This window comes from Paenibacillus marchantiae (assembly GCF_028771845.1).
Lineage (GTDB): Bacteria > Bacillota > Bacilli > Paenibacillales > Paenibacillaceae > Paenibacillus > Paenibacillus marchantiae.
In genome coordinates this window covers 5,949,964-5,974,818 of sequence record NZ_CP118270.1, presented here as the reverse complement: position 1 = coordinate 5,974,818, position 24,855 = coordinate 5,949,964, and the positions used below count along the sequence as shown (strand labels likewise).

Genomic DNA, 24,855 nt, shown 5'->3' with positions numbered 1-24,855 from the left:
CTGAATGTTAGAGAATGGCTTCCCCGCGACAAGTCTGATTTTGAAGCGGTGCGTAAGTTAAGTGAATTAGGTAATGAAGAGTTGCGAGATATCATTCCTGAGCTTACGGAGTGGTTGCAGGATGGGAATTGGCCCATTTTCAGATCCGTAGAAGATTTACTTTTAAGATTTGGAGAAGAACTTATTCCTCATATTCAAAATGTATTTAAAATAAGAGACTCTACATGGGAATATTTTATGCTGACGGGACTAATTAGTAGATTGCCTTCTAAATATTTGATTATGTTAAAGGGCGATTTAGAAAGAATATTAGAAAATCCTACGGAGGATGAGATGCTTGAGAAATTGGATGAGGTTATAATACCATTGCTGAATAAAATACAATAACAAGCAGTTCAGTGATTCAGGAAAGTTCATATTGAGGAGCAGCCCTTAACAACCTTGAACGGCTTAATGCCTTTCAGGGTTGTTTTTTTGTCAAAAACAGATCCGTACTTTAAAGTACAAGTCATAGCTACATATAACTTGAGTGATATTTTTTCTGAGTTGAACTGACGATCTACATGTATTTAATTTGGAAGCCACAAAATAAAGAACGTATGTTTTACAAATGAATTGACTTTTTGTCCTGACAATAATACATTAATGTCAGGACAAAAAAAGAGGTGAAGCGATGTCCTCCAAAAAGATGGGGCGTCCTAAATCTGACAAACCCAAAAGCAAGACGATCGAGATACGTGTCGATGATGAAATTATGAACAAGCTCGATGCTTCGGCTGAGAAGCTGAATACGAACCGATCAGACATCGTTCGCAAAGGGATTGAGAAGATTTACGACGAACTCCAAAAATAAAAAAAAGAAAGCAGCGTTCGTCCCACGAAGAACAGCGCTGCTTCCTATCCCGCAATCACTATCAATGAGCTGACTGCATAAATATCCTACCATGTGCAGAACGCTCATTCAAGTCGATGCGAATCCATTTCTGGGAGGATGCACATGAATTCAATTCTGGAAGCACTTTATAGCGGGCGACTTCGCCCGGATGAGACGATGATGCCGACACATCCTGAATACCAATTATTAGGGCGGCAAATTGCGTCTCTGACGGAACAATGGAAGAATCGATTGAGCGAGGGAGAATTCCGTGAGCTAGAACAGTTGTTTGACTTGTGTGGTCAATGTGATGGTATGCATAGCGAAGCTGCATTTGTTCAGGGATTTCGACTGGGGGCCAACATGCTGATCGAAGTGATGAGTCATGAGTCAACGTGAGTCCTGCAAATTGTAGTGTAGGAATGATTTGATGATGTAGAAGTTTATTGAAAAAAGAAGGTGTGATTTTGATTTTGTATCAAGGAAAGTCAAGAAAATTCATCATTGTATTGTTATCGTTGTATACTTGTTTAACATTGTATTTCTTATTCCTGGGCTTCGATAGAAGCTCGGCCAGTCCTGATCAGGGCTGGCGATACAGCTTCACCCCTGAAGGAATTCCTTTACATTTTCCAATGGGGAGAGATTTTAAGATATGGTTTTTTGAAATGGGGAACTTTGTAGCATTCATCCCCTTCGGGATGGTCATTCCGCTCCTCTTTCGCTGTGGGTTTATTCGCTTTATCAGCATATTCATTCTCTGCATTACGATGTTAGAGACAGTGCAAATGATTTCCCGTTTAGGTGCGTTTGATATAGACGATATCCTGATTAATACTTTAGGGGCTGCCGTTGGATATGGAGCACAGCGGATAGTAAAGCATCATCGGAATACATTAAAAGGACTTATTCGAATCTTCCTGACAGCGATTATTTTTTCAATAGGTACGATCACTGTTGTTGGCGGCCTCAATCATTATTTAGATAACGTTGACGGAAAAAGTGTTGCACTGAATGAACTTGTTTCGAGCGATGGGGCTGTAGTATGGGATGAAGAACTCTCCAGTTTTACAGTAGGACAAACAAATGTCGAGCCTCAAATCAATCTGTACAGTAGAGAAAAACAAAAAACGAATGAGTTTTCATATCTCTTAAATAAAAAATACAAAAATATGAAAGGTTATTTCGCTATACCGGACGATGTTGTCCGAAGAACAAGCCATGAGACTATTACAATAAGCTTTATCGCCGATGGCACAGAAATTTATTCCTTGGTTGTATCAGCAAACAGCGGGGAGAACCATCCTGACTCTTTTCAAACTCCGTTAAAGGGAGTTAATGAACTGACTATAAAAGTAATAACCGATGGTTCAAATCCGGTGACCAATATAGTGATGTGGGACATTGCATTGACAGAGCCAAACACAGGGCAAAAGTTCATCAACAGCATTAAATCCATGTTTTAATATATCAATAATAGCCCTCGATCCTGCCACTGAAGCAGCAAGATCCGAGGGCTTAATCCATTTTCATGCCATATCAACAACAACTAATACATCCACTACAACAAAGCTTTCTTAATCCGCAATATTTCCCGCCATCTTCAGACGACGTGCAATTTCCTGGAACTCTTCCTGCGAAATGCCTGGGGCGAATTCTTCTTCCACCGCAGGAGCTTCAGGAATCGGGTACCCTTCAGGTACGCCTTGAATGACTTCCAGCGGTTGTCCATCTTCGGGGTGTGTTCCTTTCCAGATCTGACTGATTGCAGTAAAGTCTTTATCACTATAGGTATACAGCTTGGTGTGTAGACCTTTTTCTTCGTATTTCCACGCCTCGTTAAAGGATTTGTTGCTCAGGGAGGGAATCGGCACCAATTTGGTTACATTCACTCCGGTTGCGATTTCAAGCGCTTTAGCATAAGCGACTACATGCACACCGCCGCGTACCAGCAAATAGCCAACAACTGCCCGGGCTGCAGGGTGATCGGTCATTTCATAAACTTTCATTTTATGTGTACGTGCTCCGCATTCAAGAAAAAAGTTATGCAGCAGATCTTCGACCAGATTTCCACTGTTAAAAACATGGGCGCCTGTCCATGGATTGCCCATGGAGTCGAAAGGCATTGCTCCCTGTGCGCCAGCCAGGAAATGATAGGACAGACGCGCATCCTTCACGGAACCAAGTGGTGTATCGTCAGGCTCTTTGTACTCAGTGGAACCTCTGAGGCATTTGTTAATGCCATGGGACACAAGCTCTACGTGACCCAATTCTTCGGCGGTGATACTCATCACCAGATCGTAGAAGGGTTTCAATTTTTCTTTAGAGCGAAAATTAAAGGATTGATAGAGGTAATTGTTCAACGTTGACATCTCTCCGAATTTACCACCCAGCAATTCTTGTATCGCTGCCGCTGCATTCGGGTCCGGTCTCTCGACATTGGGGATTTCAATTGCGATTTCATCCATACGTTTGAACATTCGGTGTAACCTCCTCGAAATGATTGCTCAGAATAATGAAGTGATGTTGTCATGGCCTATTACACGTTTATCGAATACGCTAAACCCATAATTTTGCAATTGAGGCTTAAGGCGTATGTAGTTAAGTCTACATTTGTTATTTCCAATCCCGTATTATTTATGTACAATCAGGACAAATGAAGTTAAGTATGGTTGTCATTATTTGATTTAAATGAAGGAGAAACTGAGAGTGCGCAAAAGTTGGATTATGGTAGGATGGGGTGTCCTGCTGCTTGTCGTTTTTGGATGTAGCGATGTTACGGCAGCATACGCAGATTATCCAAGTGAGCTGGATCAACAAACACGAGATGCGCTTATAGAAAAGTACGGTTTGGAAAAGCCGGAAGATCCACCACCGCGTAATCTTTTATTGGAGGGTGACTGGGGGATAAGCTTCAAATCACCAATCGAACGGTATAAGATGGCGATCAGTACGATTCAATCGCTCCAGCAACCGATTACGTTTATCCTTCGTCTACTGGTGTAAAATAAACTTCTACAGGGCAGGCTAACGTAAACATTGTCCCGAGGAGTGAATGATATGAGAATGCTCATCGTAGCCCTGATGACGGTGATACTAAGTTTAAGTGGACTAGCAACAAGTTCAGCAACTGCAATTCCGGATTATGCGAAATGGGGAATCATTGCAGTGAAAGAAACACAAACCAAGTACAACGTGGATATTTTGGATTACAAACACATCGGTCGCACCTCACTAACAGCAGACCAATCCCGTGAACAGTTCAAGTTATGGGTACGTAACAAAGACGGTAAACAATTTGCTGTATTTGTGAATGTTGATTTTAATCCGTCTACCCAGCAGCTGAAAAAAGTACAATTCACGGAATCGGATCGACGTTGAACTGAACATGCACTGCATAGCAAGGCAGGATAGGAACCAGACTTCCCTATGAGAGGGAGTGAGTCTGGTTTTTTTATTTCAAAAAAATCCTTTTTTTAGTTGTTGAATAAAGAACTTATGTTCGCATATAATAATAAAACAAACACATGTTCTTATTGGAGGGATGATTATGCTAGGGAAATATATTGGTCAGATGGTGGAGCTCGTCTACATGGATCGTGCAGGGCATATTACACAGCGGCAGATTCGAATCAACAGTGTACGGGAAGGTAAGATTAGAGCATCCGCAGGGAAAGAGGGGGCACCCCGAACATTTCTTGAACAAGGTATTCTGGCATGGCGTCCCGTACTCCATAAGGAAGGGAAGGAAGAAATATGCTGAATGATTTTGAACGCAAAATTTTGCGTATTATTGTTAATTATGCGGGGCAGCGTCGCCGAGTACCACGAATGGATGAGCTGGAGAATAAGACGGGCAGAACCAAGGCGTTCATTCATGAGTCACTGCTGGAGCTTGAGCGCAGGCAGCATATTGTGTGGGAGAACAAGTCTACGCTGGAAGGCATACTAATTCTGCAAGCATGGGAGCAGGAATCACAGCCCATTCGCAAAAGCCAGCCTGCTGGCAATGCCGTGAAATATTTTACCGAATATTAAAACGTAAAAAACGCCAACCCGGAATGCCGGATTGGCGCCATGTTAATCAGCATACATCTATTAGAAGATAGGAAGTTGATCAAGGTTATTGGTTGGGTCGCCGTCTGCGTCACCGCGAATGTACATTTCGCCGTCTTTGCCTTTAAAGACGTTCACACCTGCAATTGATCCTGCTTTTACTTCTGCCAGTGCTTGTTGGTAATCCAGCACACGTCCGGATGAAGTTTGAAACGCTGTCAGATCGCCGTCACCATTTTTTTGTACTGCTGTGAAGCTTTCGCGTGTCGTTTGATCCATGATGTCACACTCTCCTTATCTGACCAAATAGGAATCTGGTTACCTCTTTAGCCTGTCCGGATCAAAAAAAAGTATGCACTACATAGCTTCATATCGCACGCAGAGGTTATTTACAGGCTCTTTTGCATACGAACGTGCAGAATGTCTGCATCATAAAAAGGCTCTTCCGAGATCACTTCATATCCGAGCTTCTCATAGAACTTCTGCGCCTGGCATTGTGCGTCCAAAACAGAGTAGGCCAATCCCAATTCGCGTGCTCGTTCTTCCATGGCTAACAGAAGCACACGTCCGTAACCGAACGAACGATGAGATTTGAGTACAGCGATACGCTGCATTTTGGCGGTATCCTTGGTGTAATAGATCAGACGCCCTGTGGCTACAGCCTGTCCATCTTTACTCAACAATACGTGATGCACATCAGGACTGATGATATCATATTGATCGATCTCAATGTCAGCAGGCACCTGCTGCTCGATGACAAAAACATGATTGCGAATATCCAATGCTTCCTGGAGTTGTTCTTCAGTCGTTACATAACTAATCTCAGCTGCCAATTCCATACCTTCTTTCTGCTCTACGCTATCAGACTGAATTATACAAAAAAATGCTTTTCCTGTATAGTTAAGACTGGAACATACTGGGAGAGGAGGGGCGCACCATGGGTATGGCAGGAGTGATGGCAATCACCCTTTTGATGGCGGCAGGAATGATTGCTTTGTTGTATTATGTGACTAAGAAGGCGTACTCCAAAAAGTGGGACGAAGACGAGTGAAATGCAATTTGATGTTCCTCAGGGTAAGACTTCAACATTGCCTTGTGGGGAGTAAACGTCATGCACAACAGACTTGGAATACACATCCAGCCAAACGGGCAGATCATCATTCACCTCATGGGGCTCTTTTAACTGTTGGAATTGTACTGTATGTTCATCCCGTTCCAAACTACAACCGACAGAAACGTATATTAATGCAACAAGCGCAATCAAACAGGCTAAGTTTTTGGCTATGATAAATAAACGCAGCTTACGTTCTTTCATGTTCCTCATATGGAAGTCACCTCGTCATCAAAATGGTAATCATTCCTTTATTGTGCACCAATTCAAATAAAATATTACCAATATAACGATTGACAATGAACACGGTTACTTGGTATGATACTGTTACTCGATTGGAAAACAATCAGATATCATGATCTGTTAGCTCAGCTGGGAGAGCACTATCTTGACAGGGTAGGGGTCAGTGGTTCGAGCCCACTACAGATCATACGCGAGAAGCCTTGCAGAGCAAGGCTTCTTTTCCTTATAGAAGAAACTACACTATAATTTTGTGTTCATTAAAGAGAAATGGTTAATTTTTGGTCAAGATCATGTTATTTTGCTAAGTATCTCGTTAATTAAATTGCTTTCTACAAGTTCTGTTATTGATTATCGTTAAAAAAATGCCAACGTCACATTAACTGTGAGTTGGTATTTTCTACGTTAACCGAAAAGAACAGTGTTTAACTTTTCAGCTGTTTCTTTTGCATGCGTATGTCGCATTCCGTGAAATTTAATTATTGGAATGTTCCAACAGCAACCAAAAGTTTTAATCACTTGGCAGAAATAATTATAAATCGACTATTTGCCGTCAAAAGCCTCCATAATGAGAAAATAACTGCTTATGATGCAGCGATCCAGCACCGGTAGAATTAAAATGAACAATTGCAGAACTACCGGCGTTCTGATTATATATAAAAAGTTTTCTCACTGTGTAACATTCCCTGATTGTAAGTGTTCATTTATATATAGGGAAATTAAAATTACAAACAAAGTTTTTCTCAAGTAAAGATCAGGGTGCATTTTCAAGCAGACCAAAAATAACTTGAATAAAACAACACTAATCATTCAACTTTAGGAGGATATTCTTATGAGAACGAAATCACTAAAATTAATTACAGTTGGTGTGATTTTTGCTTTAGGGATTGGAATAGGTGTCTATGGATGGGGAGCTGCATCTGCTAATACTAGTCCCTCTGAAGATCAAATGGAAATCAATGATAAAGGTGAAACATATGGTTCATTTGTTTATCATGATGGAAAAGAAATAGATTTAGTTAAGGCTATAGGTGTAAACGGAACGGAAGGTTACATCAAGACTTCAGATATGAATCAAGATTTGCCACAAACTCCCGAAGAAGCAATTCAGAGTATGAATGAACCAAAAGTCGATAAGTATATAAACTTGTACGATAGCAACGAGAATATTATCGGAAAATTTCTACTTGAGAGTTCAGAAGATTAAAACTAAACTACACTACTCCTCCAAAAGATGCTCTCCATAATGATTGAGAGCACTTTAAAATTTCAACAAGTAAATTCAGTTCACGTACTGCTCCACTTGTAGTATTCTACTGAAAATATACATATAGCTTGCAGCAGTTTGACTAATTCTTCTGCAAATCAGCAAGATTCTGTCTACCCCAATCGCAGAGAATCTCCAGCACAGGCATCAGCGTTAATCCTTCACGAGACAAAGAGTATTCTACTTTTGGCGGTAATTGTGGGTACTCTGTACGGATAATTAATTGGTCGGCTTCTAGTTCCTTCAGTTGAGAGCTTAGCATTTTATGCGTAATTCCATCCAAAGCTCTTTTCAGTTCTCCATATCGCAATGTTTCTTTTTTCCATAACCAAAATAAGATATGCATTTTCCATTTTCCACCGATCAACGACATGGCATGTGAAAATGGTTTAACGTTTACTTCCTCAGCAATTTCCATATTCCACTCTCCTTTTAGTTAGTATCTACCTTTTAAGTGCATACTATACTCTTTTTTCACCCTACTATACAATAACTCATGAAACAGAGACAAGGGTGGACACGCCTAATAAAAGGAGAGAATATATATGGAAAATAGTAATCGTAATTTCTTGCAGCCTTATACATTTGCGAATGGTTTTACGTTGAAAAATAGAGTGGTCATGGCGCCAATGACAACAATGTCCAGTTTCTTCGATGGTTCCATCACCAATGATGAAGTCGATTATTATGCCGAACGGGCTGGAGGCCCTGGAATGATCATTACAGGTGTTGCGTACGTAACCGATGGGGGAAAAGGCTTCGAAGGTGAGCTCTCCATCGCAAGTGATTCTACAATCAAAGGACTGTCCAAAATTGCAAGAGCCATTCAGAAAGACGGAACGAAAGCCATTGTGCAAATCTTTCATGCAGGGCGCAAAACGAACTCCAAAACGCTAAGAGGTGTACAACCCACCAGTGCGAGTGCAATCGCTGCCGCTCATCCAATCGGCTCGGAGAAGCCGCGTGAATTGACTCCTGAGGAAATCGAAAACATTATTAAGGACTTCGGCAGAGCAACCTTACGGGCTATTCAAGCTGGTTTTGACGGGGTAGAGCTTCACGGGGCCAACACATATCTGTTGCAGCAATTTTTCTCCGTCAATTCCAATCAACGGTCCGATCAGTGGGGTGGCAGTTTTGAAAATCGTATGCGATTTCAGCTGGCGGTCATTCAGGAGGTTGCATCAGTTATTGATGCCCATGCGGATAAACCCTTTATCCTCGGTTACCGGATTTCACCGGAAGAAATTCATATGCCGGGCATCCAGCTCGAAGACTCCTTGGCTTTTGCCCAGGCGCTGACAGACACTCGGGTTGATTACATTCATCTGTCGATGGGAAGTTACAAACGAACATCTTTAAACCACCCCGATGACAAAGAGCCAATCTTAACTAAATTCGTCCGGGTTTTGGATCACAAAAAACCTCTGATCGGCATCGGATCGATTGAGCGGCCGGAAGACGCAGAAGAAGTTATCAACGCCGGGGCAACTTTGGCTGCACTCGGACGGGAATTGATTCGCGAGCCAAAATGGGTACAGAAGGTGAAAGCAGGTGACCTTGGCAGCATTCGTTACCAAATATCCCCGTCGGATATGGATGAGTTGCGCATTCCATTGGCGATGCAGACTTATCTGGAAGGTTCGTTTCGGGAGGTCATGCACTTTACTACCGACAGTCAGGAAGGGACTGACTACCAGAATTCACTTGCACCGATGGAGGGCTTTGAGAAGAAAATGTAAAAGCTAAACTATATTAGGTAGATTCAACTTTTGGATCAGTGATAGATATTTATCAATTACGGAGCAACCATTTCCTGCTATTACAAGAGGGAATGGTTGTTTTTAATTTTATAATAATGATTTACAAACACAATTAAATTGTGTACAATCTAATTGTTAGCAAAACAAAAGAGACATCATCTTTACAAAATAAAATCTAAATTACAGAGGAGCCAATACTCATGAAAACATTATATGAAACCACAGTTATCAATACAGGTGGACGTCAAGGGATCGTGCAATCGCCAGATAACGTATTTATGCTCGATGTAGCTGCCCCACCTGAACTGGGAGGTAAAGTGACGACAGCTACGAATCCAGAGCAATTGTTTGCAGCAGGCTACAGTGCTTGCTTTAATTCAGCGCTGGAGTTTCAGTTGAAGAAACACAAAGTTGAAATTGAGAGAAGCACAGTATCGGCTACGGTTATGCTTGTGACAGACCCTACGGATAATGGTGTGAAACTGGAAGTGGAACTTGAAGTTAAAATTGAGGGTCTGGATGAGGAGACAGCACAGAAATTTGTCAAACTTGCGCATGACTACTGCCCATATTCCAAAGGAATCAAAGGGAACGTCAATGTTACCGTGGGACTAGCCTAATTATTGAGCCGAGTCGATCGAACGGTTTCGTTTTGGACTTCATTGTTAAAGTCTGAAGCATGTATTTAAAATAATTTCTAAAAACTGAAGGCCTCCGAGAAATCGGAGGTTTTTTTGATATGCTCTTAATTCTGCAGCGATAACCAACCAAATAATAGATAAAGAAATCAATTACGGTTGAAATATACCCATATGGGGTATATTATAGGTGTAGAAATCGAAAGTTTAAAGGAGTGCAACTCATGAAAAAGTATGCAATAATATTGCTGACTACGGTGATCACGGGCAGTCTGATGTTAAGTGGATGTGGCAAGAATGCTGAGCAGGATAATAGCAGTAGTGACAGTCATGCAGCGAGCACAGGAGAGATGCACCACTCGGATTCGGGAGAATTACCGGAAGGACTTCAGGAAAAGAAAAATCCTACATATCCAGTGAGCAGCCATGTCGTGTTGAGTACGGACCATATGGCCGGAATGAAGGGTGCAGAAGCAACAATTGTGGGAGCCTATGAGACAACAGCTTATACAGTCTCGTATACACCAACTACAGGGGGAGACACTGTAAAAAATCATAAATGGGTCATTCAAGAGGAAATTCAGGACCATACGGATCAACCGTATGCAGCAGGAGCAGAGGTTGTGCTGAACGCTGACCACTTGCCAGGAATGAAAGGTGCTAAGGCAACGATTGACTCCGCTGAGCAAACGACGGTATATATGGTTGATTATACCCCGACCACAGGCGGAGATCCGGTGAAGAATCATAAATGGGTCACGGAAGAAGAATTGTCTGCTAAATGAGAGAGCTTGAAGTAAGTGCCTGAAGTAATAGTTGTTAAGCCTCACATCCATGCGTATAACTTGTGTTAGTCATTATGTGATTACCAAAACCACCCTCCTCACTTTTTAAGTGAAAAGGGTGGTTTTATATATAACAACGCAAAACTATCTTTTGAAAATCTCCAGTTACCAGACAATCGTTTCTGGAGTAACACCAACCGGGAATGTTTCCTCAGCTTTATCTTTCTCCTCATACATATCATACCAAGCGTCAGCAATGTATTTAGGATCTGTTGGTGTATCCGGCTTGATGAATACACCCAAGGAGAGGTGACCCACATAAATGCCTTTCGGAGCGAGGTCCGTATGCAGATTGTTGGCATAGTTTCGTAATCCGCCCAAAGCAATCCCCACGTTACCCATCATCGGAATTGGATATATAGCGGAAAGCCCAGTGGTGAACAGAATCGCTCCAGTCTGACGTTCCAGCATAGCTGGTAATACCTGTTGCACACTATGAATTGCACCAAGTACCAGACCCTGGAACTGATCCAATGCATTATCCGCAGTAACATTCATGGCAGGTGTCGGAGGGAACTGTCCAACAGTAGGACTGAATTCGAGCACATCAATAAAACCGTACTTCTCTTTGATTTGGTCAAAAGCTTGTGTCAATTGTTCCGGGTTATATAGATCGGCTGCGAAGCCGGATGCTTCAATACCTTCTGATTTTAACTGGGCTGCCAGGTTATCGAGTTTGTCTTGGTGTCGTGATACCAGAGCTACTTGAAATCCGTTTTGTCCAAATTTCTGTCCTATAGCCATCCCGAGTCCGGGGCCTGCGCCAACAATGACGATGGTTTTCATATCATGTTTCTCCTTTTCATTCTTAGATTGTAAATAGTAGACAACTAAAGTAATGTAAACAACGCTTGTTGTTAAGCATGCTATACTAATCCAATCAGGCTTACAATCAGCAAAAATGCAGAATCGTTGCGTAGACAACAGTTCCTATATTTTTGTTGCGAACATTATGCAAAAGGCGAGGAGACGTTCGAATGACGATCAAAAATAACCAGGATCCTCGTGTCATTCGGACACGTCAGCTCCTGCAGGATGCGTTCCTATCCCTATTGCAGCATCAGGACTTTGATTCTCTGACCGTGGGGGATATTACCGAAAAAGCTACGGTGAATCGAGCCACATTTTATGCACACTTCACCGATAAATTTGCCATTCTGGATTCGACCGTTACGTATTCATTCATGGAGAAATTGAATGATCGAATGGATCAGGGTGATACATTTAATGAAGAAGTTTTGAGAAAAATATTAACAGCCCTGTGTGAATTTCATGCTGAAGTCAGTACTCGCTGCGAACGAAGTTACAGGTCACTGGGAACCGTACTGGAACTTCAAATTAGAGAAAAAATCCAGATTATTATTTTGCAACTGTTGAATCGTCAGAAAACCTCCACACCGGGGCAGAACTCTCGTAAAGAGACAGCAGCAGTTCTGTTAAGCTGGGGGATGTATGGCACGGCTTATCAATGGAACCTGCAGGGTCGGAACGTGCCTATGGAACAATGGATTAATGACACGCTTCCTCTACTGTTGTATGGAAATAGCATCTTTTTTGAGAATTAATAAATTTCTGCTCATTATGGGTTATAATGGAACCATAAGATTAAAGCTGCTGGAAAGGGGAATGTATATGATGGACTTTAGCAAGCCGCCCCATGCCTCAGAGTCACATACACACAAACAGCGCCATGAAGAAAATGAACAACAGCTTTTAGCCGGAGGGAAGAGCATTTGGTGGGAAATTAGCAACTGGCTAATTCTCGCTGGGATTCTTGCGGTAATCTTCGTATTGTTTAAGTTCGTTTTCTAGAAAAAGAGAAACATTAAAACTTTGGATAAGGGCCATATTAAATGGGCTCTTTTTTTCTTTACGCTCTTACATATAAATCATCAAGCGAATAACAAATGACAAAAATAAATATTTGTCATTTGTTATTCGCTGTGTTAATCTAATTTCAACGGAGGTGACTTGAGGATGGTGTAACCATCTTAATCATTATGGAAAAGGACAAAACTTCTGAATTTTTAACCAAGGAACAAATTATTGGAGCAACGCAGGAAACTCTCCGGCGCTTCGGTGTTGCCAAAACATCTGTTACGGATGTCGCTAAATTGCTTGGAGTTAGTCACGGTACGATTTACAGGCACTATAAAAGCAAGAAAGAATTACTTGAAGGCGTGACCGCACAATGGCTCGAAGATGAGATTATTGCGCCTTTGACGGCAATAACTAAGGATCAGAGTTATAGCGGAGAGGGAACACGTCATCTGAAAGTATATATAGAAGCATTAATTGCTCGTAAACGTCATTATGCCGAATCCGATGCAGAGTTGTTTGAGATGTACGCACGGGTAACTCAGGAATCCGCAGATATTATAAATAAACATGTGCAACATCTTGTACGTCATTTGAGTGAGATTATCCAGCAGGAGAACCAGTTCCAATTTAACAACCCAGACGTGGTTGCAACGGCGATCCTTCAAGCTACAGCCCGTTTTCATCATCCGGCACACGCCTATGAATGGCAGAGCCCTACAATTGATGCGGAATTTGCACAGGTATGGTTGTTGATAGAAAAGGGATTATTACATTTTGAACAAGAGAGGGAGTAATCGTAAATGAAAAAGCTAGCAGGTAAAGTAGCCATTGTAACTGGCTCATCCCGGGGGATCGGACGTGCTATAGCAGAGCAACTCGCTGAATTGGGCGCGGATGTCGTCATTAACTACGCGAGCAGCCCAGACAAAGCAGAGCAGGTGGCAGATATTGCTCGCCAAAAAGGAGTCCGTGCCATTACCGTTCAGGCTGACCTTGCCCGAAAGGAAGATGTGGAGCGTTTATTTTCCGAAACGATTAGCCAGCTTGGAAAAGTTGATATTCTGATCAACAATGCAGGCATCATGAAGACAACGCCTTTGGCAGATGTGACGGAGGAAGAATTCGATCAGCAGTTTGCCATCAATGTGAAAGGTACATTTTTTGCTTGTCAGCAAGCATTGAAACACATGGAGGAGCAGGGCCGAATTGTTAACTTCTCCACTTCTGTAACCGGACAGATGTTTCCGGGATACAGCGTGTACGCAGGTACCAAAGGAGCAGTTGAACAGATTACTCGTCAGCTTGCAAAAGAATTTGGCTCCAGACAAATCACTATTAATGCTGTTGCACCAGGCCCGGTGAATACCGAGTTGTTTTCTGTAGGGAAGACGGAGCAACAGCTCGAAGGGCTACGTAAAATGAATGCATTTGGTCGTCTAGGTGAACCGGAGGACATTGCAAATGTGATCTCTTTCCTTGTCAGTGAAGAGTCGCAATGGGTTACAGGACAGACGCTGCGTGCAAACGGCGGTTTCATTTAAACGATATCATGCACGAAGTTTATTGCTTTTGACACACAACCGGGCGAATCCCCATATGATGCATTACATCAGCAAGCAATTGGGGAAATGGGGAATCCGGGATGGCAAAAGCAAAGGGAAAAAAGGCTCCCACGTTAAAGAGTGACAAACTTCGTGTATCCATGAAATTGGTTACTTCGGATGTATGTGAGCGTTGCAAGACCCCCTGTACACGAGGAATGGATTATGCAGCACGGATGCGAACCGATGGAGCTGTAGGCAAGGGCGTACCTTGTATATTGACTCGTCATACTTCGTAGTCCGCTTCATAATAAGTTTGACCTACAAGAAGTTCGTATAATTACGTATTGCCAACAACTATACTATAGGGGCGTCCTTTAACAGGGAACGCCTCTTTTTGATCGTTCCAAGGGGTGGAAAATATTCTGGATAAAAAATGAAAAATGATGAAAAACAGCGCAACTTTGTGGATGAACCTGCAGTATAAATGTACAACAGCTAGCAGCAGGGGAGGGAATATTGACGGAATGAAATGGAAAAGAATTTTGCTGTGTGTCACGGTATTCTCCTTGCTCGGCGGGTCTTTATTGTTTGCAGATTCAGTGAACGAGAAGATTCGGGTTCTCATTAACGGCAAGGAAGCAGCTGACGGTGGTTATCTGATTGACGGAACGACCTATGTACCTGTAAGAGAAGCGGGCGGAATCGCCAGATGGGATACCACAAACAAGAGAGTAACGGTTATCAAACCGAATGTACATATTTTTCTCTTCAAGGGAGATACCGTGTTTGGCAACGTGAACGTGGGTAAGTTGAAATTTAATGTGTTCTCACAAGTCGACAGTTTGACAACAGATATAGCTGCCGTGAAGGTGACGATTACCAATCCAAGTGGTGAGGTTAAGGATATTCAGTCTCAGGAGCTTAAGACACAGAAGGATAACTTCTGGTTCCGAACGTACGATTTTACGTATGATTTCAGCCGGGCTGGCAAGTATCAAGTCGGTTTTTATATTAAAGAAAATGCAAACAGTAATTATGTACTGGCAGCCGAGAAAATCATTACCGCGCTGAACGATTGAAGCAAAAATAACCTTGTCGGTTAAATTGACCTGGACCATTGAACATGTTACGATATGCAAGGTTACACAATTTCTATTTATAAAGCGAGGTATATCAATGAGCGATCACACACATGAACACGGCGATGCCTGCGGATGCGGTCAAGACCACGACCACGACCACGAGCATGAAGAAGTTCTTCTGACACTGACAGACGAGAACGGAAATGACGTGGAGATGGTTTTGGTGGAGACGTTTGACGTGGAGAAGCATGTTTATGCGCTCCTGCTGGAACGTAACAATCCTGAAGCTGACGGCATCATTCTGCGTATGGAAGAAGAAGACGAGGAAATGGTGCTCTACAATATTGAAGACGAAGAAGAGTGGACCCGTGTTGAAGCGGCGTACAACGAACTCGTTGCAAGCCAAGAATAGTCATCCTTTTGGAATAAAGCAAGAAGGCTCCTTAATTATAGGGGGCCTTTTGTTTGCTTTTTATTAGGTGTATATGCTGTTTTTTCTTGCGATAAGGATAGTGGAATAGGTGGAAAAATGCAAACGATACAGCGATCATAAGCCCAAGGCAGGACAAGTCTGTGTGGAGAAAAAATAAAAAAGACCAAGCATCCCGCTTGGTCCTTAGAGATCGATCAACCTCATGCAGAGGTGGCTGTTCTAGAATATTGCATCTGCTTCCACGATGACTTTCACGTTGGTTACGCTACGGTCTTCAGGTCCTTTTACAGGCAGTCCAACTTCAACATGATCAATGATGTAATCGATGTTTTCCTGAGTGATAACCTCACCTGGCAGCAGAATCGGAATTCCTGGTGGATATACGTAGATGAATTCCGAAATAATCCGACCTGCGGATTCCTTGAAAGGAATGACTTCGGTATCACCATAGAACGCATCACGTGGAGTCAGCATCAGCTGTGGTACATCTGGAACCTTGACCACCAGCTCATGGGCTGGATTCACCTGATAATACGTACGGGATAGATCCTGCAGGGCGTTCAGCAAGATTTCTACGGAGTCATCCGTATCTCCCGGTGTGATGAGGCACAGAATATTATACATATCACTGAGCTCCACCTCGATTTTGTAATGCTCACGTAGCCAGTTCTCTGTTTCGTAGCCTGTAATTCCAAGGTGGCGAACATGAATGGTTACTTTGGTTGGGTCGTAATTAAAGGTAGCCTCTGTGCCCAGCAGCTCTCTGCCGAAGCAATATAGTCCGTCCATATCATTAATGGAGCGTCTTGCAAACTCAGCCAGATCAATGGCTTTCTGTGCCATCTGATGGCCATTCAGAGCCAGATTACGTCTCGACGTGTCGAGCGAAGCTAGCAGGATGTAAGAAGTCGACGTTGAAGTCAACATACTCAGAATGGTTTGTACACGTTGTGGATTCACATATCCATTCTTCGTGTTCAGATTGAGTACAGAACTCTGGGTCATCGAACCACCGAGCTTGTGTACACTCGTTGCAGCCATATCAGCCCCGGCGGCCATGGCTGAGAGCGGCAGATCTTCATGGAAATGAATGAGTACGCCATGCGCTTCATCCACAAGTACTGGGACTTGATAGCTATGCGCCAGTTCAACAATTTCTTTTAGATCGGTACATACGCCGAAGTACGTTGGGTTAATGACGAGCAAAGCCTTGGCATCAGGATGACGCTCAAGAGCACGTCGGATCGCGCCTGTAGTGACACCGTGATCAATCCCTAGATTGGCATCCTGCGCAGGAGAGACGAATACGGGTTTCGCTCCTGAGAAAATGATGGCAGACATGACCGATTTATGCACATTACGGGGCACAATAATCTTGTCACCCGGTTCACATACCGACAGAATCATGGTCATGATGGCACTGCTTGTGCCTTGTACACTAAAATAGGTATAATCGGCTCCGAAGGCATCGGCTGCCAGAATCTGCGCTTCCTCAATGACACCGGTTGGCTGATGCAAATCATCTAGCGGTGCGATGTTAATCAAATCTATGGAGAGGGCATTATCGCCGATAAATTCACGAAATTCGGTATCCGTTCCCAATCCTTTTTTATGTCCCGGAATATGAAATTGCACCGGATTGAGTGCCGCGTGATTTTTTAAAGCGGTAAACAGCGGCGTACGGCGGTGATCCATCAGTGCTGTCACAACCTTTCCTAATTATAATTTGTAAGAAAAACGTCTTTCGACGTAAATTCTATGAAGACAGACCGCATGTAGCGGATGTTTTTCTTGCGATCACGGATTTAGTTCAGCTTCGCTGATAACTTATCATTTTGTAATCTCAAACAAATTTGAGTATAGCAAATTAAGAACCGAATGCAAGCAATATTGCTTGACAATTTTTCGAATTGCTGAGATTTGGACACATCCCCGAGGGTTACAGTAAGGATAGGAGATGGGCAAGCAAGCATCGAAAGGGGAAAAAGAATGCAAACCAATACAAAACCAGCCAAAATCCTGCGATCACCTTTCTTTATCGCCATGTGGCTAACGCTTTTTCTAGTTGAAATTATTAAAGGTGCCCTGCTGGTCGCTATTTTGCCCGTGTATATGGACAATATTCTGGGTTTGTCCGCTGGCGTGATTGGTGTGGCCTTTGCCCTTCAATATTTGGGAGATAATCTGTTCCGGGCTCCCTCTGGCTGGGCAGCAGAACGGATCGGGTTCCGCGCGACTATGGTGACGGCGCTAATTTGTACATTAGTTGCTGTAATCATGATTATATTCTTCAAAAGTGCATTTGGCCTTGCCATGGCTTGTCTCATTCTTGGAGTTGGTACGTCACCCCTTTGGCCTTGCGCTATGACAGGCGTGACTGCGATGTCGGGGCCGCAGAACAAGAACGGTACAGCCATGGGTGCGCTGGAGATGGCGGCACTTGGGGGGACTGGTCTAGGGCCGATCGGAATGAACTGGCTATTGGAGCGGACGCATCACGATTATCGCACCATTTTCTTGGTGTTGATGGGTGTTGCAATTCTGGTCATTCTGGTCGCCTTGATTTTACCCGGACGTGTCATTGTTGAGGGGGAGCATGCGGAAAGTGAGACGAAGCGGTCAGGTATGAAATATCCGGCTAAACCGAATATTTTCACGCCGTTCATCCGACTCAAAAACAGTGTCCAGGGTACATTGCAACGGGTACGCAGCACCCTTAATGTTAATCCGCTCGTATATCCTGCACTATTCATGCAGTCTTTTGTTATTGGTCTGCTCAGTCCCGTGATTACGCTATACACTCGCACAGACCTGCACATCTCGCCCAACCTATACAGCTTGTTGCTGATAGCGGGTGGAGGCATTACGGTCATTGCATTGCTGCCTGTAGGGAAAATGGTAGACCGGTTTGGAACGGCACCGTTCCTGAACATCGGTTTTTTAATGGCAGCAGTGAGTCTGTTTGCTTTTTCTTCTATTACGTCTATTCCAGTTGTGTTCGGTATCGTCATGTTGGTTGGCGTCAGCTATGCGATGATTCTCCCGGCTTGGAATGCGTTTGTAGCCACATTGATTCCCAAAGGAGAACGCGGAGCGATCTGGGGTTTCTTCCTGACCCTTCAGGGATCAGGCATGGTCGTAGGGCCGATTGTATCCGGACTGCTGTGGGATCACATTAGTCATCCAGCTCCATTTATCGGAAGTGCTGTCGTTATGGCTGGACTTGCCGTTGTGCACTATGTGTTATCCCGTAAACCGTATCGTACAGCTCCTGCCAAATGATGCGATTGAAGTCTGATAAGGTGGATCCAATAAGAAAAGGGAGTTCCAACAACCATACAGGTTGTGGAACTCCCTTTTTATGTAGCATGGTGCAACCATTCAGCTAACGACGGGAAGATTATTCTGCCCGCCGGAGTGATCAACTCTGGGAACTAATCGTTCAACGTACTCCATGCCTACTTAAGACAAATACATCTTGTAGAGCGGCAGCAGTGTTTTGAACGTTGAACGAACCGTTTCCAGGGACTTTTCCCCATCCGCAGCAAGGGCATCATCCCGATCAATTCGCAGTCCGCACATAACCTCTGCATACCTTTATTTCGCGTCCATTATATCATGAAAAACGGGGGCTTGCCCCTGTGCATCTGCGGAAAGCTGCGATCCTTCGGATCAATCGGTGAAAAATAGTCAAATAACCAAGTACCCTTACATAAAATAAAGTATAAAATAGGGTAAGCCGATTGAGTAGAAGCGATTGAAGAAGATGGCCGGAGCATCTCCGGTACAGATGGAGGGAGTGCCGTGAATAAGAGTTATGAAGTTGAATATTGCAATCTGGAGCTGCGGTTCAACCGTCGGCATATCCAAAATTTGATCAAAGACCTTATTCGTGAGGGGTATTCACTATATTGGAGCGAGGACGAATCCTTTTTTATTCTGTCAGTCCGCACCGGACGCAAGCTGGTAAAGCTCCGTTTTCAACAGACGCGCAGTGGGAATTACAAGATGACCGGAGATTATATTATCAAGGACGCAAAGCTTGCAGAATGGTTGGAGAAGCTGATTGGGGATACACGCGGGCATGCCGTTGTGAAACGGTTTAAGGATCAGCAGATGACCGTGGAGAATATTTTGTTCGGTGAAGTCATTCGTCTCGTTGAAGTATCCGGGTTCAAACAGCGTGTTATTTTTCAAAAGGAACCTGCGCCGACGGCGGAAGAGATGGAAGAAATGTTCCTCTCGCGCGAAGGCGAGGAGCGTCTCATGCTGCTGCGTATGGAAGTGGATGATGAATTGGAGCGTCTGTATGCCGCCATTCAGATGGATAATATCGAAAAAGCAAATGTCTGTCGTAAAGTCTTAAAGCAGTTGTCAGGGCACATGTTGATGCTGGAAGGCTGAAATATAACGCTGTATTTATGAAAATACGATGAACACCTCAGGTAATTGGGGTGTTTTCTCGCTGTGCGACCATGGTCCGGGGTTCACTTCTATGCGTAAAACCGTTAAAATGGGGGTATTGTTGAGAATTCATTTCAATAAAATTAATTGGAGCAAAGGATGGAGGACCAGATGGCGAAACAACAGATCGGTGTCATTGGACTTGCAGTAATGGGCAAAAATTTGGCCCTTAACATTGAAAGCAGAGGTTTCACGGTATCGGTATTTAACCGTTCCCCGGAGAAAACCAACGATCTTCTGAAAGAAGCCGAAGGTAAAAACCTGACAGGCACATTCTCTATTGAAGAGTTTGTGGCATCCCTGGAATCCCCGCGCAAAATCCTGATCATGGTACAAGCTGGTTATGCAACCGACGCTACCATTGAACAACTGCTTCCTCATTTGGATGAGGGCGACATCATTATTGATGGCGGTAACGCATACTTCCCTGACACCCAACGTCGCAGCAAAGAGTTGGAAGACAAAGGCATTCGCTTCATCGGTACAGGTGTATCCGGTGGGGAAGAAGGCGCGTTGAAAGGCCCTGCAATTATGCCAGGTGGACAAGAGAGTGCGTACAAGCTGGTTGAACCGATCCTGACAGCCATTTCGGCCAAAGTCGGTGACGATCCTTGTTGTACATATATCGGACCAGATGGTGCCGGACACTATGTGAAAATGGTGCATAACGGTATCGAATACGGAGATATGCAGTTGATTGGTGAAGCTTACCACCTGCTCAAATCCGTGTTGAATGTGTCCGTTGAGGAGCTTCACGCCATCTTTACAGAATGGAATCAGGGAGAGCTGGATAGTTACCTGATCGAAATCACAGCAGATATCTTCTCCAAATACGATCCGGAAACGGGCAAACCAATGGTTGATGTCATTCTGGATGCAGCTGGACAAAAAGGAACAGGAAAATGGACAAGCCAAAGCGCGCTGGATCTCGGCGTACCATTGTCCATGATTACAGAATCCGTATTCTCCCGCTTCCTGTCCGCGATGAAAGACGAGCGTGTGGCAGCGAGCAAAATCCTGAACGGACCTGCGGTTGAAGCATTCTCCGGTGACAAAAAAGCGTTCATTGAGAATGTTCGCAAAGCGCTGTTTGCAAGTAAAATCGTATCCTACGCACAAGGTTTTGCCCAAATGCGCGCAGCTTCCGACGAGTACGGCTGGGATCTGAAATACGGCAACATCGCCATGATCTTCCGTGGTGGTTGCATCATCCGTTCGCAGTTCCTGCAAAACATTAAAGAAGCGTATGACAAAGATGCAGCACTGAAAAACCTGCTTCTGGATCCATACTTCCAAAACATTGTAGAATCCTACCAAGGTGCATGGCGTGAAGTTGTAGCTGCTGCGGTAACTCAAGGCGTTCCGGTTCCTGGGTTCTCCAGTGCGTTGTCCTACTACGATAGCTACCGTACAGAGCGTTTGCCTGCGAACCTGTTGCAAGCACAACGTGACTACTTCGGTGCTCATACGTTCAAACGTCTGGACAAAGAAGGCAGCTTCCACCACAATTGGATGGAATAGTAGCGCATATCGCAAGTCCGTGAGATTTGGCTAAAGTGTCCTGAATCAGGGGCCTTGGCTGGAAGAAGGGCTTGGACAGAAACTTAGATAGGGGACTTGGAGAGTCGGTTCATACCGATGAACTCTAGGTCTCTTTTTTTTACCGTATGTTAAGATGCTTCTACATTTTACGAACCTGAGATGCTCTAACTCGTGGATATGAACCTTTTCTATTCTCTAACGAATGCAGAAGGTCCTATTAAGAACATTTGGAGCGGAATTACGCTGTTTTTATGCTGTTTTTGTAAAATAAGTTTTCTGAGATTCGTTAGAATTTTAAAATTGCCTATATTTCAAAAATAAGCTGATCTGAGTTCGTTAAAATCGTTTGGAGTACATGGACATGCTTCGATATGATCTGGAAGTGCTTGCGGATGCTTGGAGGGAAGTGGGCCGCACTATGGCCTTCCCCCGTCCGCAGGGCTGTGTTATGATAGGACAAAAGTGCTCACGAATTGCTTGAATTAAAGGAGTGTACACCTTGAGCAAGTCTAACAATATTATTCTCATCGGCATGATGGGAACTGGCAAATCAACCGTTGCTGACATGCTCGCACGCGAGCTGGGTTACCGACTGATTGATGTGGACGCCGCGGTGGAGAAAGAGGAAGGCTGTACGATTCCTGAATTGTTCACAGGCAAGGGAGAGACATATTTCCGCGACGCCGAGAGTCGCATGTTGTGCTCGGTGTTAGAGAAAAAGGCGCAGGTGATTGCAACCGGAGGCGGTGTGGTTCTGCGTTCGGACAACTGTGATGTTATGTCGAAGAACGGCTGGGTGGTTGCCCTGACTGCTGATCCGGCAGTGATAGTAGAACGTGTCAGCGGCTGTGAGAACCGTCCGCTCTTGGCAGGCAATGCGGAGGAACGCATTCAGACCATTATGCAGGAACGGAAGGACGCATACCGGTTTGCGCATTACACGGTGGATACGACCGAGTTATCCGCTTCTGAAGTGACTCGTTTAATTTTAGCGCATTACCGCGTCTAAGCTTGTAATTATTTCATTTTCTCTTCAGTAAGTGTATGGATAGACTGTACACATGAGTGCAGGGTCGATGCATGGAGAGAGGGATACATTTCGCATGTGGAAGAAGATATGTCGAAGGGTTTAAAGTGGTGAATGGAGCCATGTGATCGTGGAACGATGTGAAAAACGGGCCGATTGGCCCGTTTGACTTCCTGTAAGGATCAGGATGCACATTGGTTACCGAGAACTGCCTATTGCAGATATCCTAACCATTAACCTCGATCCTGATGTTGTTTAGTCTTCCTCTTGCCATTGCAGCATGCCGCCAACCATATTAGTGCAGCCATCATATCCGAGCTGCTGTAAGTACTCACAGGCACGCTCACTACGGTATCCACTGCGGCAGATCAGAACAATCTCACCGGACTTTTGAATTTCGGACAGTCTGTCCGGAATCTGTCCAAGCGGGATGTGTTTCGCTCCCTCAATCATGCCTTGTGCGACTTCATCGTCCTCACGGACGTCTATCATCTGCAGCTTCTCTCCCGCCTGCAAACGGCGGCGTAGCTCAGAAGTTTCAATTTCAGCAATTTGTGTCATATTCAGGTCCTCTTTTCTGTATGGACTTAACGCCTATAATGATACCCAAGCGATGTATGGAATGTCAATTTGGCAGTACAACATCACCGCATGTATCCTGAATCAAATACGTAACAGAATCATCTAACGAAGCACATTATAATCAATGAAGGAGAATTTCATCCATGGACGTTATCGTTAAACCAACCCCATCCCTGAACGGGGAAATTGGAGCTTTGTCTTCCAAGAACTACACCACACGCTACTTGCTAGCTGCTGCGCTGGCAGAAGGCACAAGTACGATCCATTACCCGGCTCATAGTGAAGATAGTGACGCTATGCGCAGATGTATTCGCGACCTTGGAGCGGTGCTTGAAGAAGATGATAGCAAAATCGTTATCCAGGGCTTCGGCAGCCATCCACGTGATGTGCGTGAATTAAATGTAGGCAATGCGGGTGCAGTGCTTCGTTTCCTGATGGGGGTAACGGCACTTTGTCCTGATGTGACGTTTGTAAATACGTACCCGGATTCTCTGGGCAAACGCCCACATGATGACCTGATCGATGCGCTTGGTCAGCTTGGTGTTGAGGTACAGCACGAACAAGGGCGCTTGCCAATCACGATCAAAGGGGGTCAGGCTAAGGGTGGACATATCCGTGTATCCGGTTCCGTCAGCTCCCAGTATTTGAGCGCGTTGCTGTTTGTAACTCCTCTTCTGGAAGAAGACAGCACAATTGAAGTATTAAACGACTTGAAATCCAAAGTGGTTATTGGCCAGACGCTGGAAGTATTGGAACAGGCGGGCATCGTCATTCATGCGAGTGATGATTACATGTCCTTCCGCGTACCTGGCGGTCAAGCCTATAAACCACAAACATATACGGTTCAAGGAGACTATCCGGGTTCAGCAGCTGTCCTCGCGGCCGCGGCTGTCACCCAATCGGATGTTAAAATTTTGCGATTGATGGAACAGAGCAAACAAGGTGAGCGTGCCATTGTAGACGTTCTGCGCATGATGGAAGTGCCGTTGACGCATGAAAACGATGTGGTACACGTGCAAGGTAACGGTACATTGAAAGCCGTGGAATTCGATGGAGATGCCGCGACAGACGCGGTTTTGGCCATGGTAGCGGCGGCAGTGTTTGCGGAAGGCACCTCACGGTTCTATAATGTAGAGAACTTACGTTACAAGGAATGTGACCGAATTACAGATTATTTGAACGAACTGCGGAAGGCAGGAGCCAACGTAGAAGAACGTCAGGCCGAGATTATCGTACATGGTCGTCCGGAAGGCGTCGAAGGCGGCGTTGAGATTAACGCTCACTACGATCATCGCGTAATTATGGCACTGACCGTTGTCGGTCTGCGTTCCAAAGAACCGCTTCGTATTCGGGATGCACACCATGTAGCCAAGTCTTATCCGCAATATTTCGATCATTTGCAGGCGCTTGGCGCCTCGGTTCAATGGGTAAAAGAGTAAAATAACACGTTTAAGAGGTTGTTCAAAAAACCGCTTTTGATTACGAAGGATGCCTGGAGGCATCATCAGCATCGAATATGGAATTCAGCCGAAATGTCCGTTGCTCACGTAGTTTTCCCTACGCTCC

Annotated in this window: 31 protein-coding genes, 1 tRNA gene and 1 pseudogene; 24 read left to right on the top strand and 9 right to left on the bottom strand. The window is 44.3% G+C overall.

All coding sequences use genetic code 11. From position 1 onward, the window contains the following. Positions 1-48 precede the first annotated feature (48 nt). The 4 genes from PTQ21_RS26940 to PTQ21_RS26925 all read left to right on the top strand — a co-directional run bounded on the left by PTQ21_RS26940 (position 49) and on the right by PTQ21_RS26925 (position 2,340). The gene (locus PTQ21_RS26940; RefSeq protein ID WP_161490600.1) at positions 49-387 is read left to right on the top strand and encodes a DUF5071 domain-containing protein; all 339 of its coding nucleotides are present in this window, start codon (positions 49-51) and stop codon (positions 385-387) included. Positions 388-673: 286 nt separating this feature from the next. Beyond that, the gene (locus PTQ21_RS26935; protein WP_063565545.1) at positions 674-853 is read left to right on the top strand and encodes a ribbon-helix-helix protein, CopG family; all 180 of its coding nucleotides are present in this window, start codon (positions 674-676) and stop codon (positions 851-853) included. A 144-nt stretch (positions 854-997) separates the two neighbouring features. Further along, on the top strand, positions 998-1,273 hold the full coding sequence (locus tag PTQ21_RS26930; protein ID WP_063565546.1) for a DUF6809 family protein: 276 nt from the start codon (positions 998-1,000) through the stop codon (positions 1,271-1,273). A gap of 47 nt (positions 1,274-1,320) precedes the next feature. After that, the gene (locus PTQ21_RS26925; RefSeq protein WP_244552224.1) at positions 1,321-2,340 is read left to right on the top strand and encodes a VanZ family protein; all 1,020 of its coding nucleotides are present in this window, start codon (positions 1,321-1,323) and stop codon (positions 2,338-2,340) included. A gap of 111 nt (positions 2,341-2,451) precedes the next feature. On the opposite strand, the gene PTQ21_RS26920 is transcribed toward PTQ21_RS26925, so the two are convergent. Beyond that, on the bottom strand, positions 2,452-3,354 hold the full coding sequence (locus tag PTQ21_RS26920) for a manganese catalase family protein (protein ID WP_079694230.1): 903 nt from the start codon (positions 3,352-3,354) through the stop codon (positions 2,452-2,454). A 229-nt stretch (positions 3,355-3,583) separates the two neighbouring features. Here PTQ21_RS26920 and PTQ21_RS26915 point away from each other — a divergent pair, with 229 nt between their 5' ends. The 4 genes from PTQ21_RS26915 (at position 3,584) to PTQ21_RS26900 (ending at position 4,912) form a co-directional block, all read left to right on the top strand. Beyond that, entirely contained in the window at positions 3,584-3,880 is a 297-nt protein-coding gene (locus PTQ21_RS26915) for a hypothetical protein (protein WP_090810788.1), read from the top strand. Between the two features lie 54 nt (positions 3,881-3,934). Continuing rightward, on the top strand, positions 3,935-4,255 hold the full coding sequence (locus PTQ21_RS26910; RefSeq protein ID WP_064636525.1) for a DUF3889 domain-containing protein: 321 nt from the start codon (positions 3,935-3,937) through the stop codon (positions 4,253-4,255). Positions 4,256-4,424: 169 nt separating this feature from the next. Further along, entirely contained in the window at positions 4,425-4,637 is a 213-nt protein-coding gene (locus PTQ21_RS26905; protein WP_064636528.1) for a hypothetical protein, read from the top strand. Next, a complete protein-coding gene (locus PTQ21_RS26900; protein ID WP_274567778.1) occupies positions 4,631-4,912 on the top strand; it encodes a hypothetical protein in 282 nt (93 codons plus the stop codon). The genes PTQ21_RS26905 and PTQ21_RS26900 overlap by 7 nt, the downstream gene beginning before the upstream one ends. Before the next feature lie 60 nt (positions 4,913-4,972). On the opposite strand, the gene PTQ21_RS26895 is transcribed toward PTQ21_RS26900, so the two are convergent. From PTQ21_RS26895 to PTQ21_RS26885, 3 genes are all read right to left on the bottom strand, one after another. Continuing rightward, positions 4,973-5,209, bottom strand: coding sequence for a DUF3892 domain-containing protein (locus PTQ21_RS26895; protein ID WP_063565553.1), 237 nt, complete (start codon positions 5,207-5,209; stop codon positions 4,973-4,975). Between the two features lie 110 nt (positions 5,210-5,319). After that, a complete protein-coding gene (locus PTQ21_RS26890; protein WP_063565750.1) occupies positions 5,320-5,763 on the bottom strand; it encodes a GNAT family N-acetyltransferase in 444 nt (147 codons plus the stop codon). Between the two features lie 236 nt (positions 5,764-5,999). Continuing rightward, positions 6,000-6,254, bottom strand: a complete 255-nt coding sequence (locus PTQ21_RS26885; RefSeq protein WP_063565554.1) for a hypothetical protein — start codon at positions 6,252-6,254, stop codon at positions 6,000-6,002. A gap of 144 nt (positions 6,255-6,398) precedes the next feature. Here PTQ21_RS26885 and PTQ21_RS26880 point away from each other — a divergent pair. Further along, positions 6,399-6,471 (top strand) — tRNA-Val (locus tag PTQ21_RS26880). A gap of 642 nt (positions 6,472-7,113) precedes the next feature. Next, the gene (locus tag PTQ21_RS26875) at positions 7,114-7,488 is read left to right on the top strand and encodes a hypothetical protein (RefSeq protein WP_274567777.1); all 375 of its coding nucleotides are present in this window, start codon (positions 7,114-7,116) and stop codon (positions 7,486-7,488) included. A 142-nt stretch (positions 7,489-7,630) separates the two neighbouring features. Here the strand turns inward: PTQ21_RS26875 and PTQ21_RS26870 are convergent, their stop codons facing one another. After that, a complete protein-coding gene (locus tag PTQ21_RS26870) occupies positions 7,631-7,966 on the bottom strand; it encodes a winged helix-turn-helix transcriptional regulator (RefSeq protein ID WP_063565556.1) in 336 nt (111 codons plus the stop codon). Between the two features lie 127 nt (positions 7,967-8,093). On the opposite strand from PTQ21_RS26870, the gene PTQ21_RS26865 reads away from it, so the two are divergent. From PTQ21_RS26865 to PTQ21_RS26855, 3 genes are all read left to right on the top strand, one after another. Beyond that, positions 8,094-9,290 carry an NADH-dependent flavin oxidoreductase gene (locus PTQ21_RS26865; RefSeq protein ID WP_274567776.1) on the top strand — a complete coding sequence of 399 codons (1,197 nt, stop codon included), beginning with the start codon at positions 8,094-8,096 and terminating at the stop codon, positions 9,288-9,290. 221 nt (positions 9,291-9,511) lie between these two features. After that, complete coding sequence (locus PTQ21_RS26860; RefSeq protein ID WP_064636540.1) at positions 9,512-9,931, top strand: organic hydroperoxide resistance protein; 420 nt, start codon at positions 9,512-9,514, stop codon at positions 9,929-9,931. 242 nt (positions 9,932-10,173) lie between these two features. Then, entirely contained in the window at positions 10,174-10,734 is a 561-nt protein-coding gene (locus tag PTQ21_RS26855; protein ID WP_274567774.1) for a YdhK family protein, read from the top strand. A gap of 165 nt (positions 10,735-10,899) precedes the next feature. Here the strand turns inward: PTQ21_RS26855 and PTQ21_RS26850 are convergent, their stop codons facing one another. Continuing rightward, positions 10,900-11,580, bottom strand: coding sequence for an SDR family NAD(P)-dependent oxidoreductase (locus PTQ21_RS26850; protein WP_072735371.1), 681 nt, complete (start codon positions 11,578-11,580; stop codon positions 10,900-10,902). A gap of 191 nt (positions 11,581-11,771) precedes the next feature. Here PTQ21_RS26850 and PTQ21_RS26845 point away from each other — a divergent pair, with 191 nt between their 5' ends. The 6 genes from PTQ21_RS26845 to PTQ21_RS26820 all read left to right on the top strand — a co-directional run bounded on the left by PTQ21_RS26845 (position 11,772) and on the right by PTQ21_RS26820 (position 15,653). Further along, entirely contained in the window at positions 11,772-12,359 is a 588-nt protein-coding gene (locus PTQ21_RS26845) for a TetR/AcrR family transcriptional regulator (RefSeq protein ID WP_063565561.1), read from the top strand. Positions 12,360-12,794: 435 nt separating this feature from the next. Further along, positions 12,795-13,409 carry a TetR/AcrR family transcriptional regulator gene (locus tag PTQ21_RS26840; protein ID WP_274567771.1) on the top strand — a complete coding sequence of 205 codons (615 nt, stop codon included), beginning with the start codon at positions 12,795-12,797 and terminating at the stop codon, positions 13,407-13,409. Between the two features lie 6 nt (positions 13,410-13,415). After that, the gene (locus tag PTQ21_RS26835; protein ID WP_063565564.1) at positions 13,416-14,156 is read left to right on the top strand and encodes an SDR family oxidoreductase; all 741 of its coding nucleotides are present in this window, start codon (positions 13,416-13,418) and stop codon (positions 14,154-14,156) included. A 101-nt stretch (positions 14,157-14,257) separates the two neighbouring features. After that, positions 14,258-14,455 carry a hypothetical protein gene (locus PTQ21_RS26830; RefSeq protein WP_274567769.1) on the top strand — a complete coding sequence of 66 codons (198 nt, stop codon included), beginning with the start codon at positions 14,258-14,260 and terminating at the stop codon, positions 14,453-14,455. Between the two features lie 228 nt (positions 14,456-14,683). Further along, on the top strand, positions 14,684-15,238 hold the full coding sequence (locus tag PTQ21_RS26825; RefSeq protein ID WP_063565565.1) for a stalk domain-containing protein: 555 nt from the start codon (positions 14,684-14,686) through the stop codon (positions 15,236-15,238). Positions 15,239-15,335: 97 nt separating this feature from the next. Further along, a complete protein-coding gene (locus PTQ21_RS26820; RefSeq protein WP_063565566.1) occupies positions 15,336-15,653 on the top strand; it encodes a DUF1292 domain-containing protein in 318 nt (105 codons plus the stop codon). Positions 15,654-15,893: 240 nt separating this feature from the next. Here the strand turns inward: PTQ21_RS26820 and PTQ21_RS26815 are convergent, their stop codons facing one another. Beyond that, entirely contained in the window at positions 15,894-17,369 is a 1,476-nt protein-coding gene (locus PTQ21_RS26815; protein WP_063565751.1) for an aminotransferase class I/II-fold pyridoxal phosphate-dependent enzyme, read from the bottom strand. A 294-nt stretch (positions 17,370-17,663) separates the two neighbouring features. On the opposite strand from PTQ21_RS26815, the gene PTQ21_RS26810 reads away from it, so the two are divergent. Further along, a complete protein-coding gene (locus tag PTQ21_RS26810; RefSeq protein ID WP_274567766.1) occupies positions 17,664-18,956 on the top strand; it encodes an MFS transporter in 1,293 nt (430 codons plus the stop codon). Positions 18,957-19,136: 180 nt separating this feature from the next. Here PTQ21_RS26810 and PTQ21_RS26805 read toward each other — a convergent pair. Beyond that, positions 19,137-19,265 (bottom strand): annotated as a pseudogene (locus PTQ21_RS26805) (DUF1054 domain-containing protein); the annotation flags it as partial. Between the two features lie 213 nt (positions 19,266-19,478). Between PTQ21_RS26805 and PTQ21_RS26800 the strand changes: the two are divergent. The 3 genes from PTQ21_RS26800 (at position 19,479) to PTQ21_RS26790 (ending at position 22,689) form a co-directional block, all read left to right on the top strand. Continuing rightward, positions 19,479-20,078, top strand: coding sequence for a hypothetical protein (locus PTQ21_RS26800; protein WP_063565568.1), 600 nt, complete (start codon positions 19,479-19,481; stop codon positions 20,076-20,078). Between the two features lie 171 nt (positions 20,079-20,249). Further along, positions 20,250-21,659, top strand: coding sequence for an NADP-dependent phosphogluconate dehydrogenase (gene gndA, locus PTQ21_RS26795; RefSeq protein WP_064636561.1), 1,410 nt, complete (start codon positions 20,250-20,252; stop codon positions 21,657-21,659). Positions 21,660-22,179: 520 nt separating this feature from the next. Beyond that, a complete protein-coding gene (locus PTQ21_RS26790; RefSeq protein WP_231952443.1) occupies positions 22,180-22,689 on the top strand; it encodes a shikimate kinase in 510 nt (169 codons plus the stop codon). A 273-nt stretch (positions 22,690-22,962) separates the two neighbouring features. Here the strand turns inward: PTQ21_RS26790 and PTQ21_RS26785 are convergent, their stop codons facing one another. Next, a complete protein-coding gene (locus PTQ21_RS26785) occupies positions 22,963-23,268 on the bottom strand; it encodes a rhodanese-like domain-containing protein (RefSeq protein WP_063565569.1) in 306 nt (101 codons plus the stop codon). A 164-nt stretch (positions 23,269-23,432) separates the two neighbouring features. Between PTQ21_RS26785 and aroA the strand changes: the two genes are divergently transcribed. After that, a complete protein-coding gene (aroA, locus tag PTQ21_RS26780; protein ID WP_063565570.1) occupies positions 23,433-24,728 on the top strand; it encodes a 3-phosphoshikimate 1-carboxyvinyltransferase in 1,296 nt (431 codons plus the stop codon). The last annotated feature ends 127 nt before the right edge of the window (positions 24,729-24,855 follow it).

What these genes read in the sequence shown, in the direction of transcription:
- PTQ21_RS26935 (WP_063565545.1), top strand. Translation starts at nt 674, where the DNA reads ATGTCCTCCAAAAAGATGGGGCGTCCTAAATCTGACAAACCCAAAAGC.
- PTQ21_RS26930 (WP_063565546.1), top strand. Translation starts at nt 998, where the DNA reads ATGAATTCAATTCTGGAAGCACTTTATAGCGGGCGACTTCGCCCGGAT.
- PTQ21_RS26920 (WP_079694230.1), bottom strand. Translation starts at nt 3,354, where the DNA reads ATGTTCAAACGTATGGATGAAATCGCAATTGAAATCCCCAATGTCGAG.
- PTQ21_RS26910 (WP_064636525.1), top strand. Translation starts at nt 3,935, where the DNA reads ATGAGAATGCTCATCGTAGCCCTGATGACGGTGATACTAAGTTTAAGT.
- PTQ21_RS26905 (WP_064636528.1), top strand. Translation starts at nt 4,425, where the DNA reads ATGCTAGGGAAATATATTGGTCAGATGGTGGAGCTCGTCTACATGGAT.
- PTQ21_RS26900 (WP_274567778.1), top strand. Translation starts at nt 4,631, where the DNA reads ATGCTGAATGATTTTGAACGCAAAATTTTGCGTATTATTGTTAATTAT.
- PTQ21_RS26895 (WP_063565553.1), bottom strand. Translation starts at nt 5,209, where the DNA reads ATGGATCAAACGACACGCGAAAGCTTCACAGCAGTACAAAAAAATGGT.
- PTQ21_RS26885 (WP_063565554.1), bottom strand. Translation starts at nt 6,254, where the DNA reads ATGAGGAACATGAAAGAACGTAAGCTGCGTTTATTTATCATAGCCAAA.
- PTQ21_RS26875 (WP_274567777.1), top strand. Translation starts at nt 7,114, where the DNA reads ATGAGAACGAAATCACTAAAATTAATTACAGTTGGTGTGATTTTTGCT.
- PTQ21_RS26870 (WP_063565556.1), bottom strand. Translation starts at nt 7,966, where the DNA reads ATGGAAATTGCTGAGGAAGTAAACGTTAAACCATTTTCACATGCCATG.
- PTQ21_RS26865 (WP_274567776.1), top strand. Translation starts at nt 8,094, where the DNA reads ATGGAAAATAGTAATCGTAATTTCTTGCAGCCTTATACATTTGCGAAT.
- PTQ21_RS26860 (WP_064636540.1), top strand. Translation starts at nt 9,512, where the DNA reads ATGAAAACATTATATGAAACCACAGTTATCAATACAGGTGGACGTCAA.
- PTQ21_RS26855 (WP_274567774.1), top strand. Translation starts at nt 10,174, where the DNA reads ATGAAAAAGTATGCAATAATATTGCTGACTACGGTGATCACGGGCAGT.
- PTQ21_RS26850 (WP_072735371.1), bottom strand. Translation starts at nt 11,580, where the DNA reads ATGAAAACCATCGTCATTGTTGGCGCAGGCCCCGGACTCGGGATGGCT.
- PTQ21_RS26845 (WP_063565561.1), top strand. Translation starts at nt 11,772, where the DNA reads ATGACGATCAAAAATAACCAGGATCCTCGTGTCATTCGGACACGTCAG.
- PTQ21_RS26840 (WP_274567771.1), top strand. Translation starts at nt 12,795, where the DNA reads ATGGAAAAGGACAAAACTTCTGAATTTTTAACCAAGGAACAAATTATT.
- PTQ21_RS26835 (WP_063565564.1), top strand. Translation starts at nt 13,416, where the DNA reads ATGAAAAAGCTAGCAGGTAAAGTAGCCATTGTAACTGGCTCATCCCGG.
- PTQ21_RS26830 (WP_274567769.1), top strand. Translation starts at nt 14,258, where the DNA reads ATGGCAAAAGCAAAGGGAAAAAAGGCTCCCACGTTAAAGAGTGACAAA.
- PTQ21_RS26825 (WP_063565565.1), top strand. Translation starts at nt 14,684, where the DNA reads ATGAAATGGAAAAGAATTTTGCTGTGTGTCACGGTATTCTCCTTGCTC.
- PTQ21_RS26820 (WP_063565566.1), top strand. Translation starts at nt 15,336, where the DNA reads ATGAGCGATCACACACATGAACACGGCGATGCCTGCGGATGCGGTCAA.
- PTQ21_RS26815 (WP_063565751.1), bottom strand. Translation starts at nt 17,369, where the DNA reads ATGGATCACCGCCGTACGCCGCTGTTTACCGCTTTAAAAAATCACGCG.
- PTQ21_RS26810 (WP_274567766.1), top strand. Translation starts at nt 17,664, where the DNA reads ATGCAAACCAATACAAAACCAGCCAAAATCCTGCGATCACCTTTCTTT.
- gndA (WP_064636561.1), top strand. Translation starts at nt 20,250, where the DNA reads ATGGCGAAACAACAGATCGGTGTCATTGGACTTGCAGTAATGGGCAAA.
- PTQ21_RS26785 (WP_063565569.1), bottom strand. Translation starts at nt 23,268, where the DNA reads ATGACACAAATTGCTGAAATTGAAACTTCTGAGCTACGCCGCCGTTTG.
- aroA (WP_063565570.1), top strand. Translation starts at nt 23,433, where the DNA reads ATGGACGTTATCGTTAAACCAACCCCATCCCTGAACGGGGAAATTGGA.